The organism is Pseudescherichia sp. AS216 (assembly GCF_037152055.1).
GTDB lineage: Bacteria > Pseudomonadota > Gammaproteobacteria > Enterobacterales > Enterobacteriaceae > Pseudescherichia.
Map to the genome: position 1 here is coordinate 13,461 of NZ_JBBCMV010000010.1, position 13,703 is coordinate 27,163.

Consider the following 13,703-nt stretch of genomic DNA (forward strand, 5'->3'; position numbering starts at 1 on the left):
GCCGCTCCGGTCATTAGCTGAGTGAGGTTGTCGCGTGTACGACATCCTCGCCGTCAAGTTCACGCTCAAAGGTACGTAAACGCTTATAGATAGACATCAGTTCCACCAGCGTGGTCCATGAGTTGATCAGGTACTGGAACGAGCTGCGCACCTGGTCGAAAACGTTGGTGATCTGGGTCATCAGGCCGAGCGTAATCGTACCGGCAACCATCGATGGAAACAGCAGGAACAGGCCGAAAACGTTGTCGATTTGCAGATAGAAAATGCGCGCAATGTTGAAATACATGTAGTGGAAGTAGAGGCGGAAATAGTTCCGCCGCACCGCGCCAAACAGCTCGCGCACGGTCGGCGGCGAGGCGCGCTCAGGATCGTCCTCGCCATAGACCAGCTCCTTACGGTAGGCCGCTTCGACACGCTGGTTCTTAAACTCCAGCCCCGGCAGCTTGATACCTACCACTGCCAGCAGGCCGGTACCGACCAACGACCAGACGATAGCAGCGATCACCAGCCCGTAGGGAACGTGGCCAACGATCGGCAGCTCCGGCACGTGTGGCGACAGGGCAACAAGGATCGGCAGAAACGCAATCAGCTTCATGATGGCGTTGAGCAGGCTGACCCCCATATCCTCCAGCGTCGAGGAGAAGCGCATGGTGTCCTCCTGCACACGCTGGGCCGCACCCTCAATATGGCGCAGGCGGTGCCAGTTGGCCATGTAGTATTCGTTCATCGCCGTACGCCAGCGGAAAACGTAGTGGCTAACGAAGAAGTTATTCAACACCGCGACGGTAACCGCAATCATCGCGATGCCAAGGAACACCCCTGTTTCATGGTAGAACTGGCCGATGGTTACCTTATGCGGCGCGCTGAGGGCGCGCTGGATCAGATCGTAAAACGGCGCGTACCAGGCGTTAATCGCCACGCTGACCTCGACCATAAACCAGGTAACAAAGATAATCAGCGCGGTGCCGAGAATCGACCAGCGCTGCCAGCGGTGCGGGGCGTAAGTAAACCAGAACAGGGCAAACGCGGCCACGCACAGGGCGTAGTAAGCGTAAAAGATCAGGTAGCTGCCGGACCAGAAGCGCGACGCGCCTATCGGGGTCTCTTTAGACGCCCCTAAAATACGGGTTAACCACTCCCCGCCGCCCGCCTGCCAGAAGATGACGGCGATCAGCGACCACAGGATCGCCGAGAGCAAAAACGGCCCCGGCTTGGGGAAAAAAGATTTAAACATGAAATACTCCTGCGACGGCTCACTCTTATTGTGTCGTTAATTCGCTATGGGTATGAAAATACCGAAGCCAGTGAGATTACCACAAGCGCGCTATGTCAAAAGAAGACATTGTGTTGCAGGAAAAAAGCGTCTGTTTACCCGGCGTTACGCTTGACCGCAAAATAAAGCGCTTTTCCGGGCTTTGCATCGCACCGGTAAGTAGTATAAATACCCTCTATCTCTTTAACTTTTGTGATGGATGCTGTCGTTGAAACGTTGCCTGCTCTTATCCACCCTGTTGTGCGCCCTGACCTTTTCATCAGCCAATGCGGCACAGATCTCCCCCGATCCCGAATTTGCGTCCGATATTGTCGATCGCTATGCCAACCATATCTTCTATGGCAGCGGCGCAACCGGCATGGCGATGGTGGCGATCGACGGCAACCAGCGCGTGTTCCGCAGCTTCGGTGAAACGCGTCCGGGCAACAACGTGCGCCCGCAGCTCGACTCGCTGATCCGCATCGCCTCTATCTCCAAGCTGATGACCAGCGAAATGCTGGTGAAACTGCTCGACCAGGGCGTGGTGAAGCTCAACGATCCGCTCAGCAAGTATGCGCCTCCCGGCGCACGGGTGCCGAGCTGGCAGGGAGCGCCGATCACGCTGGTGAACCTGGCGACCCACACCAGCGCCCTGCCCCGCGAGCAGCCCGGCGGCGCGGCGCAACGCTCGGTCTTTACCTGGCCGACGCGCGATCAGCGCTGGAACTGGCTCTCTACCGCCACGCTGAAAACGGCACCCGGCTCGCAGGCGGCCTATTCAAACCTCGCCTTTGACCTGCTGGCCGATGCGCTAGCCAACGCCGCCGGTAAGCCCTACCCGCAGCTATTCGACGAGCAGATCGCTCGCCCGCTGGGGATGAAGGACACCACCTTTACCCCCTCACCGGATCAGTGCCGCCGCCTGATGGTAGCGGAGAAAGGAGCCAGCCCCTGCGACAACACCCTGGCGGCAATCGGCAGCGGTGGGGTCTACTCCACGCCGGGAGATATGATGCGCTGGATGCAGCAGTTCCTCTCCTCGGACTTCTACGCCCGCAGTAACCAGGCCGACCGGATGCAGACCCTGATCTACCAGCGCACCCAGCTCACCCGCGTGATAGGTATGGACGTGCCGGGCAAAGCCGACGCGCTGGGGCTGGGCTGGGTCTACATGTCACCGAAAGATGGCCGACCGGGGATTATTCAAAAAACCGGCGGCGGCGGTGGGTTTATTACCTATATGGCGATGATCCCCAAAAGCAACGTCGGCGTTTTTGTGGTGGTGACCCGCTCTCCCCTGACCCGCTTTAAAAATATGAGCGACGGGGTTAACGATCTGGTCAGCGAGCTGAGCGGCAACCCGCCGCAGATCGTCCCGGCCTCCTGATCCTCTCCCTCCCTCCGGGGTGATTAACGCCTGTTTTGGCGAAACACCCCGGGGTTGATTGGGTTATAATAGCCCCCTGATTCACCAACCTCAGGCATACCATGACCGATTTAATTAACCGCCCGCGCCGCCTGCGCAAGTCTCCCGCGCTGCGTGCCATGTTTGAAGAGACAACGCTGAGCCTCAATGACTTCGTGTTGCCTATCTTTGTTGAAGAAGAGCTGGACGACTATAAAGCCATTGAGGCCATGCCAGGCGTGGTGCGCATTCCGGAGAAGTATCTCGCCCGTGAGATCGAGCGCTTCGCCAACGCGGGCATTCGCTCGGTCATGACGTTTGGTATTTCCCACCACACCGACGCTACCGGCAGCGATGCCTGGAAAGAGGATGGCCTGGTGGCGCGTATGTCGCGGATCTGTAAGGACGCGGTACCGGAGATGGTGGTGATGTCCGACACCTGTTTCTGCGAGTACACCTCTCACGGTCACTGCGGCGTATTGTGCGATCACGGCGTGGATAACGACGCAACCCTGCTCAACCTGGGTAAGCAGGCGGTGGTTGCCGCTGCTGCCGGGGCTGATTTTATTGCGCCATCTGCCGCAATGGACGGCCAGGTGCAGGCGATCCGTCAGGCGCTGGACGCCGCGGGCTTTACCGATACGGCGATCATGTCCTACTCCACCAAGTTCGCCTCCTCCTTCTACGGCCCGTTCCGTGAAGCAGCCGGGACGGCGCTGAAGGGCGATCGTAAAACCTACCAGATGAACCCGATGAACCGCCGGGAAGCGATCCGCGAGTCGCTGCTCGACGAAGCGCAGGGCGCAGACTGCCTGATGGTTAAGCCCGCAGGCGCGTACCTCGACATCCTGCGCGATATCCGCGAGCGTACCGAGCTGCCTCTCGGTGCGTATCAGGTCAGCGGTGAGTATGCGATGATCAAGTTTGCTGCCCAGGCCGGAGCTATCGACGAGGATAAAGTGATCCTCGAAAGCCTTGGAGCGATCAAACGCGCCGGTGCGGATCTGATCTTCAGCTACTTCGCGCTGGATCTGGCCGAACGAAAAATCCTGCGTTAAATCGCCGTGCCCGGTGGCGCTCTGCCTGCCGGGCCCCTAAAGTTCACCTCCCTGTCACATAAACGCCATCTCGCCCTTCTACTGTCTGCCTAAGACGGATGGAGGAGCCACCATGTTTAGTCTCGACAGCGTTCTTGATGACCTCTGGCCACAGGCCAGGCCCGCCCCCTGGCAACGCAATCTGCTAAAACGCCTGCTCTATGAAGAGGAATTTCAGCAGTTCGCCGCCCGCCATCGCCACCTGAAGGGGCTGGATATGGTTGAGCAGATCCTTGAGCACCTTCGCATCCGCAGCACCCTCTCCGCCCACGACCTTGAGCAGATCCCCGAGCATGGCCCACTCATCATTGTCGCCAACCATCCTACCGGCACCCTCGATGGCCTCGCCCTGCTTCATGCCGTCTCCCGCGTGCGGCGGGATGTCAAAGTCGTTACCAACCGGATGCTGAGTCATCTTCAGCCGCTCAGCTCGCTGTTTATTCCCGTCGATAACCTGGGCGGACGCACGCGTAAATCCTCGCTGCTGCAGATGGAAACGCAGCTCCAGCAGGGCGGCGTGCTGATCTTCTTTCCAGCGGGCGAAGTGTCGCGCCTGACTCGCCACGGCATTGGCGACAGCGCATGGCACAGCGGCTTCGTGAAGCTGGCGGCAAAGTTTCATACCCCGCTGCTGCCGGTATTTATTCGCGCTCACAACAGCCCACTCTTCTACGCCAGCACGCTAATCTCCTCTACCCTGCCGATGCTGCTGCTGATGCAGCAGATGTTTCGCCGCCAGGGCAGCAGCCTGCCTATCACCCTCGGCCAGCGCATTCCCTGGGAGAGCCTGCATAGCCCGCACGCCAGCGCCCGCGAGACGGCGGAGCGGTGTCGCCAGCACGTTATCCGTCTGGGTAAAGGTCTGCCGGGGCTGTTTAAAACCGAGTGCGCCATCGCCCGGCCAGAGCCGCGCCTGACCTTGAAACGCGCCCTGGCGCAGGCAGAGTGCCTGGGCCAGACCGCGGATGGCAAGACCATCTACCTTTGGCAGCGCAACGGCGAAGAGGATGTTCCGGTGCTGCGCGAGCTAGGCCGCCTGCGGGAGATCGCCTTTCGCGCCGTGGGTGAAGGCAGCGGGCAGCGGCGTGATATTGACCGCTATGACGATGACTATTTGCATTTGATCCTATGGGACGAGGCGGATCTGGAGATCGTCGGCGCATACCGCTTTATGCCCACAGCGCAGCAGGTAGCGCAGCAGGGAGTGGGCGGGCTGTACAGCTACAGCCTGTTCCACTACGACGATAAAATGGATGCTATTTTGCAGCATGGCATTGAGCTCGGGCGCAGCTTTATTCAGCCGCGCTACTGGGGCCGTCGCGGGCTGGACTATCTCTGGTCGGGAATTGGTGCATACCTGGCGCGCTACCCGCAGTACCGCTACCTCTTCGGCCCGGTGTCGATCTCTGGCGGGCTGCCTCCGGCGGCGCGGGATCTACTGGTGGCCTTCTACCGCCTCTGGTTCCCGCCGGTGCATCCGCTGGCTGCCTCCCGTCGCCCCTGGCCTGCCTCGCTTCCTGAGGTGCTGGCCCAGTTTACCGGCGACGATTACACCGAGGATCTTACCCGCCTGAAGTCGCTGCTTGGCAACCTGGGCTGCGGCATTCCGCCGCTCTACAAGCAGTATTCAGAGCTGTGTACGCCGGGCGGCGTTCAGTTTATCGATTTCGGTAGCGATCCGGACTTCAACCACTGCGTGGATGGCCTGGTGCTGGTGGATCTCACCCATCTGAAAAGCCAGCGCTATGCGCGCTATATCGGTGCGCATCTGGAGCGTGTTTAACGCCCGGTGGCGCGTGGCGGTGCACGGTTTTAAAGCACTTTGCTCATATCGTTGAAATGGCTGGGGTTAATTTTCTGGCATCGCCTTTGCAGGCTCTCGTCTAACTGTGTAACGGCGAGGCAGCAAATGATGACGATACCCACAACCACACTGAAAAGAACGCTCGGCAGCTTCCGTCTCTGGGGGATTGCCGTTGGGCTGGTGATCTCCGGCGAATACTTTGGCTGGAGCTACGGCTGGTCGCAGGCGGGCACGATGGGTTTTCTCGTCGTTGCGCTGGCCATTGCGGCAATGTACTGCGCCTTTATCTTTAGCTTTACCGAACTGACAACCGCGATTCCCCACGCGGGCGGCCCCTTTGCCTATGCCTACCGTGCCTTTGGGCCGACCGGCGGATTTATTGCCGGGTTCGCCACCCTGATTGAGTTTATCTTTGCCCCACCGGCGATTGCGATGGCTATCGGGGCCTACCTGAACGTGCAGTTTCCAGCGCTGGATGCCAAATGGATCGCCTGCGCGGCCTACGTCATCTTTATGACCCTGAACATTCTCGGTGTCGGCATTGCGGCGACCTTCGAATTGATCGTGACCCTGCTGGCGATCTTCGAGCTGCTGGTGTTTATGGGAGTTGTCGCGCCGGGCTTCTCGTGGAGCAACTTCACCGCCCACGGCTGGGCGGGCGCAGAGAATTTTAGCGGCCTCGCCCTCTCCGGCATGTTTGCCGCCATTCCCTTCGCTATCTGGTTTTTCCTCGCCATTGAAGGGGCCTCGATGGCGGCAGAGGAGGCGAAGGATCCTCAGCGCACCATTCCGCGTGCGCTCGGCGGCGGCATTGTGACCCTTACCGTGCTGGCGATTGGGGTGATGGTCTTTGCCGGCGGCGTTGGCGACTGGCGTAACCTCGCCAACATCAACGATCCGCTGCCGCAGGCAATGAAGACCATCGTCGGTAGCAACAGCGGCTGGCTGCATATGCTGGTCTGGCTGGGGCTGTTTGGCCTGGTAGCATCGTTCCACGGCATCATCATGGGCTACTCGCGGCAGATCTACTCTCTGGCACGGGCGGGCTATCTGCCTGCGCGCCTGGCGACGCTGAACCGTAAGACCCGGACGCCGCACCTGGCGATTCTGGCGGGCGGCGTGGTAGGCATTGCGGCTATCTTCTCGGACTCGGTGATCTCTATCAGCGGTATGCCGCTCACCGCCTGTATCGTGACGATGTCGGTGTTCGGCGCTATTGTTATGTATATCACCTCTATGGCCGCGCTGTTCAAGCTGCGCCGCAGCGAGCCGAACCTGATTCGGCCCTTTAAAGCGCCGCTGTTTCCCTATGCACCGGCCTTTGCGCTGGGCATGGCGGTACTCTGCCTGGTGGCCATGGTCTGGTTCAACCCGCTGCTGGCGCTGATCTTCGCAGCCATGATGCTCGGCGGCTACCTGTGGTTTCGCAGTACGGCCACCGCTCGCGAGCGTGCCGGGCTGGATCCGCAGCTGCGCGCCCTCTCCTGAGGAGGCGACATGTATAAAACGACTCTGGCGCACCGCACCTACCGGTTCGCCAGTCTGACAACGCTGCTGGCAAAAGCCTCCCCGGCTCGCTCCGGGGATGTGCTGGCGGGCATCAGCGCCGACTCTGCCGAAGAGCGCATGGCGGCGAAGATGGCGCTGGCCGACGTGCCGCTACGCGATATTCTGGCGAGCCCGCTGATCCCTTACGAAGCGGATGAGGTCACCCGGCTGATTATCGATACCCACGATCGCGACGCCTTCTCCCTCATCAGCCACCTGACGGTGGGCGATTTTCGCGACTGGCTGCTGGATGATGCCACCGATCCCCTTACCCTGAGTCGCGTTGCCCGTGCCATTACGCCCGAGATGGCCGCCGCCGTCAGCAAGCTGATGCGCAACCAGGATCTGATCCTCGCCGCCAGCCGATGCCGGGTGACCACTCGCTTTCGCAACACCATCGGCCTGCCGGGCCATTTGAGCGTACGCCTGCAGCCCAATCATCCCACCGACGACCTGAAAGGCATTGCCGCCAGCATGCTTGACGGACTGCTCTACGGCGCAGGGGACGCGGTAGTGGGCATTAACCCGGCCAGCGACAGCCTGCCGGTGCTGGAGCGGCTCAATTATATGATGGATGACATCATCAGCCGCTTTGCTATTCCTACCCAGTCCTGCGTGCTGACGCACGTCACCAACACTCTGGCGCTGATAGAGCGCGGCGCGCCCGTCGACCTGGTGTTCCAGTCGGTAGCGGGTACCGAGGCGGCAAACAGCGGTTTCGGCATCAATTTGGCTCTGCTGGCAGAGGCCCGGGAGGCCGCATTGAGCCTTGGCCGCGGCACGCTGGGCAATAACGTGATGTACTTTGAGACCGGCCAGGGCAGCTGCCTCTCTGCCAACGCCCATCACGGCGTCGATCAGCAGACCTGCGAGGCGCGGGCCTACGCCGTCGCACGCCACTTCGATCCGCTGCTGGTCAATACGGTAGTGGGATTTATCGGCCCGGAGTATCTCTATGACGGCAAGCAGATTATCCGCGCCGGGCTGGAGGATCACTTCTGCGGCAAGCTGATGGGCCTGCCGATTGGCTGCGACGTCTGCTACACCAACCATGCGGAAGCGGATCAGGATGATATGGACACGCTGCTGACGCTGCTGTGCAACGCCGGGCTGACCTTTTTGATTGGCGTACCGGGGGCGGACGACATCATGCTCAACTACCAGAGCACCTCATTCCACGATGCACTCTATGCTCGTCGCCTGCTGGGACTAAAGCATGCCCCAGAGTTTGGCGAGTGGCTGACGAAAATGCAGATTATCGATAGCGCGGGCCAGCTGCGGCTCACCGGGGCTAACCACCCGCTGCTGAGCGTGCTTCCGCATGAGGGGGTAGACGTATGAACCATCCTGACGCATGGTCTTTACTGCGCGAGTTTACCGACGCCCGGATCGCCCTTGGCCGCAGCGGTGCAAGCCTGCCGACCCGGGAGGTGCTCAGCTTCGGTCTGGCTCATGCCCAGGCTCGCGATGCGGTCCACCAGCCTTTTGACAGCGAGCCGCTGACGCAGCAGCTCTCGGCCCTCGGTCTGCATACCCTGGACGCCCACAGCGCCGCGGCAGACCGCCATATTTATCTCAACCGTCCAGATCTTGGACGTAGGCTGAGCGACGAGAGCCGCGCTGCACTACAGGCCAGCCGGGTGCCTGCCCACGATCTGCTGCTGGTCATTGGCGACGGGCTCTCTTCCCATGCGGTGCATCGTCAGGCGGTGGCGCTGATTACCGCTCTGCTGCCCTATCTGCATACGCTGGGGCTGACCACTGGCCCGGTAGTGCTGGCGCACCAGTCGCGGGTGGCGCTGGGAGATGAGATTGGCGAGACGCTGAAGAGTAAAGCGGTGGCTATGTTGATTGGCGAACGCCCCGGACTATCATCCCCGGACAGCCTCGGCGTCTACCTGACCTGGCAGCCGACACGCACCCGGCTGGACTCGGAGCGCAACTGCATCTCCAACATCCGCCCGGAGGGGCTGCGTCATGAGGCCGCTGCCTTTAAGCTCGCCTGGCTGCTGGAGCAGGCTTTTTTACGCCGCCTGACCGGCGTTAAACTGAAAGATGAGAGCGATAACCCGGCGCTGCATGAACGGGTAAAGCCCAGCCTTGCCGGGTAAATGGCCTTGCGCTATGCCTTCACCTGCTTTACCGGCCAGCAGACCGGTGCGACGCCATTGAGGGCCGGTTTAGCGAACAGATAACCCTGGAAGTGCTTAATGCCGGCAGCTTCCAGCCAGCACCACTCCTCTACCTTCTCGACGCCTTCCGCTACAACGCTGATCTCCAGCTCGGCGCAGCATTTGACGATGGCATTAACGATCGCCTGCTTAGGGCCGTGCAGGTGAATATCGGTCACGATGCTGCGGTCAATCTTTAGCTCCCCCGGCTGAAACTTGGTGAGCAGCGACAGGCCGGCAAAACCTGCGCCAAAGTCATCGATCGCCAGTCCAATGCCCGCCGAGCGGAGCTGCATAATGGCGATGGTAAACTCGTCATAGCCGGAGATCACCTCATCTTCGGTCACCTCGACAATCACCTGCTCGGGAACCAGCCCGTGACGGGTGATCTGCGCCAGCAGAATATCCACCGCGCCGGGAATGTTCACCAGCGACATCGGCAGCAGGTTAATTGAGAGCTTATGGTTGCCAATGCCGATTTTTTTCGCCAGGGCAAACGCCCACTCCTTTGACAGGAGATCGGCCTCGTGAATTTTGTCCGCCGGAATGGAAGCAAAGTAGTCCTGAGGTGAGCCACCGTTTGGGCTGCGGATCAGGGCTTCAAAGGAGCTGATCTGCCCGCGCTGCGGCTCGACGATAGGCTGAATAGCGAACTGGCAAGGCTGATCGGGGAACAGGAACGGCAGGGGTTGCGCCAGGGGGGGATCCACGGGCACAAATGCCCAGCGATCGGGCTCGCTTCGCCCAGGATACTGCTCCCGCCAGCTGCCGCGCAGGAAGGATTTAATAAATTTGTACACTCGCCCGTCGCAGGCAAGCTTGAACTGAAGCGCGCCGGCACTAATGACCGAGCGCAGCACCGATCGTGGACTGTCATAACGGAGATCGAACAGCGACATGCCAAGGTTTTCAAAATGCCGCTTTGGGGCATAGTCGCGCATCAGCTCGACGACGCTATCGTGCCGACTGTCGCCATTGATTTTGGCATACAGGCTATTCACGTGCGTCAACGGACCTTCAAGCACCTGAAGAAAATGGGTCCCGTCGAAAAGTAAAATACCGGAAATTTGCAGTTCCGCATTGCGGCTCTGCGCGACGCACACCAGCTCGCCTAACTTTGACGGATCAAAGTCAGGGCTCAGGCGGCTCCGGTAAATCAGGGTAGAAATCATAATGTTCAGATCCTTTACGACAGGTGACGTAATGAGTATACCTTGCGGTGAAGGCTTTACGCCTTTCTCTGTGCCCGCTTACAGCCCTCTTCTCGTCGAAAAATCAGCATTCTTCACGCCAGTCATCCAGCATGACATTTTGCTGCAATACTTAAGAAGATTTGTTCCATTCATGATGCACAGAAGGAATAGCCAACAATGACAACAGAGCAACAATTTTGCCAGCAATTCATGGAAAAACCGTTGGATTTTCTGGCAAATGAACTGGGTGATCTTTTAACGAGCAAAAAATTACGCCTCACCACGGCGGAGTCCTGCACCGGGGGCCTGCTCGGATCCACGCTGTGCGCAGTGAAAGACACTCCTTCTTTTTTCGGCAGCGGATTTATAACCTTTACGGATGAAGCGAAAATGACGCTGTTAAATGTGAACCCGGAGACACTTGCCAAACATACTGCGGTCAGTAAAGCCACGGTGGAGGAGATGGCAACGGGCGCAGTCAACGTATCCGGTGAGGATATTGGCATTTCCATTAGCGGCTACGGCGGCCCGGACGGCGGCGAAGACGGCACCCCGGCCGGCTCCGTCTGGTTTGGCTGGGCACTGCCGGGCAATAACGTCTATACGTCGCTGCAGCATTTCGAGGGCGACTGCACCGAGGTTCTGGCGCAGGCGGTAAAATACGCCATCGTGATGCTGCTCTTCAGGCTGGGCTATTCGCCCGATAACCACGCTGAACAGTAAACATCAGCGCGTGCTTTCCCCCCGCTGCATCGCCGCTGCGGCTACGACGCCGTTACGGCCTCGCCGTTTTGCAGCATAGAGCGCGGTATCGGCCTGGTTGATCACGCCGCTGGCGATAATATGCAGCGGTCGCTCTTCACGGACCATGCTGCGCTCGTTAAGCGTTGCTATCCCAATGCTGATAGTCAGGTAGCCGGTTGGGCTGGCGGGAAGCGGGATGCGCAGCGCATTGATGCTTTGACGCATTCTCTCCGCCATTGCCAGCGCTCCTGCACTATCGGTGCGCGGCAGGATCACGAGAAACTCCTCGCCCCCATAGCGGCTGACGTTGTCTTCAGACTGACGGCGGGCTGCCACCAGCGCCTCGGCAACCCTACGCAGACACCGATCGCCAGCCTGGTGACCGTAGGTATCGTTATAGCGCTTGAAATAGTCGATATCGGCCAGGCACACCGAGAGCGGAACCCGCTCCTCCAGCGCGTGAGTAATGGCGTTAGAGAGGCATTCATCCATATAGCGACGGTTAAACAGCCCGGTGAGATGGTCATGCTGGGCATGCTGTTGCAGGATCGTATTGGCGCTGGCGAGCTTCTGCTCGGCACGGCGGCGATCGGTAATATCAACCCAGGTCACCGACAGCCCTACGACGTTACCGGATGCGTCGTGAACCGGTACCGAATGGGTATCGTAGCAGCGCGTGTGCCAGACAATCTCCCGGCTGGGGATCTCTACCCCGGTATCCGCAAGGGCAAAAGCGGCTTCAAACTGTTGCCAGCAGCCGGGCATCAGATCGGCAATACGGCTTTCCGGGGCATCGGGAGGTGTATTGTCCAGGTTCATCAGCTGTGCCATCGCCTTGTTGGACATCACCAAATGTCCCTGCCGGTCAATCATGCAGAGCGCAACGGGGGTCTTGTCGTAGATCGTCTCCAGCTGCATAACCCGCTCGTCCAGGGTCGAGATGTTGCGATCGATGCCCCGGTAGCCACGCAGTTCGCCCTGCTCATCGAACAGCGGAACGCCGCTGGTTTCGAGCACCACAATACGCCCGTCAGCGCGGCGGTTACGGTTAACTAATCCAGAGAACGGAATACGTTTAGCCGCGATTTCAGAAAACGCGCGGCCAACGCGCTCGGCTTCGCCGGGCGGCATAAAGTCAAAGGGGGTGCAACCGATCACCTCCTCCGGTGAAACACCCAGCAGGCTGGTGACAACTTTAGAGGACCAGGTATAGCGTCCCTGGGCATCCACTTCCCACACCCAATCAGAATTATTATCAAGGAGATCAATCAGATGCTGTGTATCAACACTGTTGGCGTCAGATGGTTTTTTATCATCATTCATGATTAATACTAACGTTGCCCCCGCTAAAAGGGATTGGGTTACTTAACATTGGGCCTGCCTTTAGCCGAGGACGATCAATTTCTGCAATGACAATAATGCTAATGGATGAAATACACAATTTCTGCGCGTTATTATAAGCCACGTGCCATCACATATTCACGTGACAAATACACTGCGACGAACGAAGCGCTGCCGGATGTGACCTGAGCCAGCCAGCGAGAGGGAAACTGAAGGGGAAAAAAGCGAGCGGGCAGAAACAACATCGCCAGCATTACGCTGGCGACTTATTTGCTGAATGTATCGTGATCGATCGTTTTACTAACCGGGCTGGCTGCATTACGCCGCTGCCGCACCCTTTGGCTGCGTGGCGATATGTCCGGCCCAGAGGCCCGCCACCCACTTAACCCCTTTGGCGGTAAAGCGCGCCTGGGAGAAGGTGTGCTGGTTTTCACCGACGCCAGAGCGCAGCGTGAAATAACCCGCCTGCTGGTGATGCAGCTGTGGCGTCAGCGTGCCGTTAACGCGGTACATGATGTTGCGCTCCAGCAGGAACTGACGGAACTCCGGCTCTTTCACCTTCAGCATCTTGCAGAGCTGGCGAAAACCCAGCGAGTCCTGCACCTCAACGAAGCGGTCAAAAAACTCCGCCTTTGGGACGGACTGAGCCAGCTGCTGCTCGGCTCTCTGGCGCTGCTCGTACTGTTCAGCCCACGCGCGGGCGGCCGCTGCCGGGTTGGTAAAATCAGGCAGCGCTGTTTTGTTTTCGCGCTCCTGCCAGCGATCGAGTACGGCAGCGGTAAAGCCAGGCGACAGACGCGCTACGGCCAACAGAGAGTCACGCTTGTTCAGCAGAAACTCCTGATAGCTTTCGCCATCTCGCTCAAACATGGCCACCCGTACCGGCTCAGATAAACGCTGCGCCGTTTCGAGGCTTTTCACAATACGTTTTACTTCACCGTGGGTTATGCCTGTCAACGCAGCGATTTCACGGCTACTCATCGTTGCCGATTGATCCAGAGAATTAAGGCTTTCAAATGGAATCATCATAGGCTTCACCACTCACTTACTGTAGCACCCGACTGGGTTGTGTGATTATTATACTAATCCCTGTTCAAATATCCAGTAGTTTTTTTGAGCGATTTTAGTTAAGTATTGGCTACGGCTTC

Annotated in this window: 11 protein-coding genes; 7 read left to right on the forward strand and 4 right to left on the reverse strand. The window is 59.1% G+C overall.

Annotated elements, in window-relative coordinates; all coding sequences use genetic code 11:
* Positions 1 to 13: 13 nt before the first annotated feature.
* Complete coding sequence (gene sbmA / locus WFN61_RS19925) at positions 14 to 1,234, reverse strand: peptide antibiotic transporter SbmA (RefSeq protein ID WP_144819335.1); 1,221 nt, start codon at positions 1,232 to 1,234, stop codon at positions 14 to 16.
* A 247-nt stretch (positions 1,235 to 1,481) separates the two neighbouring features.
* On the opposite strand from sbmA, the gene ampH reads away from it, so the two are divergent.
* From ampH to eutC, 6 genes are all read left to right on the forward strand, one after another.
* Positions 1,482 to 2,639, forward strand: coding sequence for a D-alanyl-D-alanine-carboxypeptidase/endopeptidase AmpH (gene ampH, locus WFN61_RS19930; RefSeq protein WP_312178113.1), 1,158 nt, complete (start codon positions 1,482 to 1,484; stop codon positions 2,637 to 2,639).
* Between the two features lie 101 nt (positions 2,640 to 2,740).
* On the forward strand, positions 2,741 to 3,715 hold the full coding sequence (hemB, locus tag WFN61_RS19935; protein WP_144819329.1) for a porphobilinogen synthase: 975 nt from the start codon (positions 2,741 to 2,743) through the stop codon (positions 3,713 to 3,715).
* Between the two features lie 112 nt (positions 3,716 to 3,827).
* The gene (locus WFN61_RS19940) at positions 3,828 to 5,537 is read left to right on the forward strand and encodes a lysophospholipid acyltransferase family protein (protein WP_312633994.1); all 1,710 of its coding nucleotides are present in this window, start codon (positions 3,828 to 3,830) and stop codon (positions 5,535 to 5,537) included.
* Positions 5,538 to 5,666: 129 nt separating this feature from the next.
* Positions 5,667 to 7,046 carry an ethanolamine permease gene (gene eat / locus WFN61_RS19945; protein ID WP_337039134.1) on the forward strand — a complete coding sequence of 460 codons (1,380 nt, stop codon included), beginning with the start codon at positions 5,667 to 5,669 and terminating at the stop codon, positions 7,044 to 7,046.
* Between the two features lie 9 nt (positions 7,047 to 7,055).
* Positions 7,056 to 8,447 carry an ethanolamine ammonia-lyase subunit EutB gene (locus tag WFN61_RS19950; protein WP_312235393.1) on the forward strand — a complete coding sequence of 464 codons (1,392 nt, stop codon included), beginning with the start codon at positions 7,056 to 7,058 and terminating at the stop codon, positions 8,445 to 8,447.
* Positions 8,444 to 9,217 (forward strand): ethanolamine ammonia-lyase subunit EutC, encoded by a 774-nt coding sequence (eutC, locus tag WFN61_RS19955; RefSeq protein WP_144819321.1) that lies wholly within the window; start codon positions 8,444 to 8,446, stop codon positions 9,215 to 9,217. Before WFN61_RS19950 ends, eutC begins: the two co-directional genes overlap by 4 nt.
* An 11-nt stretch (positions 9,218 to 9,228) precedes the next feature.
* On the opposite strand, the gene WFN61_RS19960 is transcribed toward eutC, so the two are convergent.
* A complete protein-coding gene (locus WFN61_RS19960; RefSeq protein WP_144819319.1) occupies positions 9,229 to 10,449 on the reverse strand; it encodes a diguanylate phosphodiesterase in 1,221 nt (406 codons plus the stop codon).
* A gap of 198 nt (positions 10,450 to 10,647) precedes the next feature.
* Between WFN61_RS19960 and WFN61_RS19965 the strand changes: the two genes are divergently transcribed.
* On the forward strand, positions 10,648 to 11,193 hold the full coding sequence (locus WFN61_RS19965; RefSeq protein ID WP_144819317.1) for a 2-oxo-tetronate isomerase: 546 nt from the start codon (positions 10,648 to 10,650) through the stop codon (positions 11,191 to 11,193).
* A gap of 3 nt (positions 11,194 to 11,196) precedes the next feature.
* Here the strand turns inward: WFN61_RS19965 and WFN61_RS19970 are convergent, their stop codons facing one another.
* Positions 11,197 to 12,537, reverse strand: coding sequence for a sensor domain-containing diguanylate cyclase (locus WFN61_RS19970; RefSeq protein ID WP_257756666.1), 1,341 nt, complete (start codon positions 12,535 to 12,537; stop codon positions 11,197 to 11,199).
* 336 nt (positions 12,538 to 12,873) lie between these two features.
* Complete coding sequence (locus WFN61_RS19975; RefSeq protein WP_144819313.1) at positions 12,874 to 13,584, reverse strand: phage antirepressor KilAC domain-containing protein; 711 nt, start codon at positions 13,582 to 13,584, stop codon at positions 12,874 to 12,876.
* Positions 13,585 to 13,703 lie beyond the last annotated feature (119 nt).

What these genes read in the sequence shown, in the direction of transcription:
- eat (WP_337039134.1), top strand. Translation starts at nt 5,667, where the DNA reads ATGACGATACCCACAACCACACTGAAAAGAACGCTCGGCAGCTTCCGT.
- WFN61_RS19950 (WP_312235393.1), top strand. Translation starts at nt 7,056, where the DNA reads ATGTATAAAACGACTCTGGCGCACCGCACCTACCGGTTCGCCAGTCTG.
- WFN61_RS19970 (WP_257756666.1), bottom strand. Translation starts at nt 12,537, where the DNA reads ATGAATGATGATAAAAAACCATCTGACGCCAACAGTGTTGATACACAG.
- WFN61_RS19940 (WP_312633994.1), top strand. Translation starts at nt 3,828, where the DNA reads ATGTTTAGTCTCGACAGCGTTCTTGATGACCTCTGGCCACAGGCCAGG.
- sbmA (WP_144819335.1), bottom strand. Translation starts at nt 1,234, where the DNA reads ATGTTTAAATCTTTTTTCCCCAAGCCGGGGCCGTTTTTGCTCTCGGCG.
- WFN61_RS19965 (WP_144819317.1), top strand. Translation starts at nt 10,648, where the DNA reads ATGACAACAGAGCAACAATTTTGCCAGCAATTCATGGAAAAACCGTTG.
- WFN61_RS19960 (WP_144819319.1), bottom strand. Translation starts at nt 10,449, where the DNA reads ATGATTTCTACCCTGATTTACCGGAGCCGCCTGAGCCCTGACTTTGAT.
- hemB (WP_144819329.1), top strand. Translation starts at nt 2,741, where the DNA reads ATGACCGATTTAATTAACCGCCCGCGCCGCCTGCGCAAGTCTCCCGCG.
- eutC (WP_144819321.1), top strand. Translation starts at nt 8,444, where the DNA reads ATGAACCATCCTGACGCATGGTCTTTACTGCGCGAGTTTACCGACGCC.
- WFN61_RS19975 (WP_144819313.1), bottom strand. Translation starts at nt 13,584, where the DNA reads ATGATGATTCCATTTGAAAGCCTTAATTCTCTGGATCAATCGGCAACG.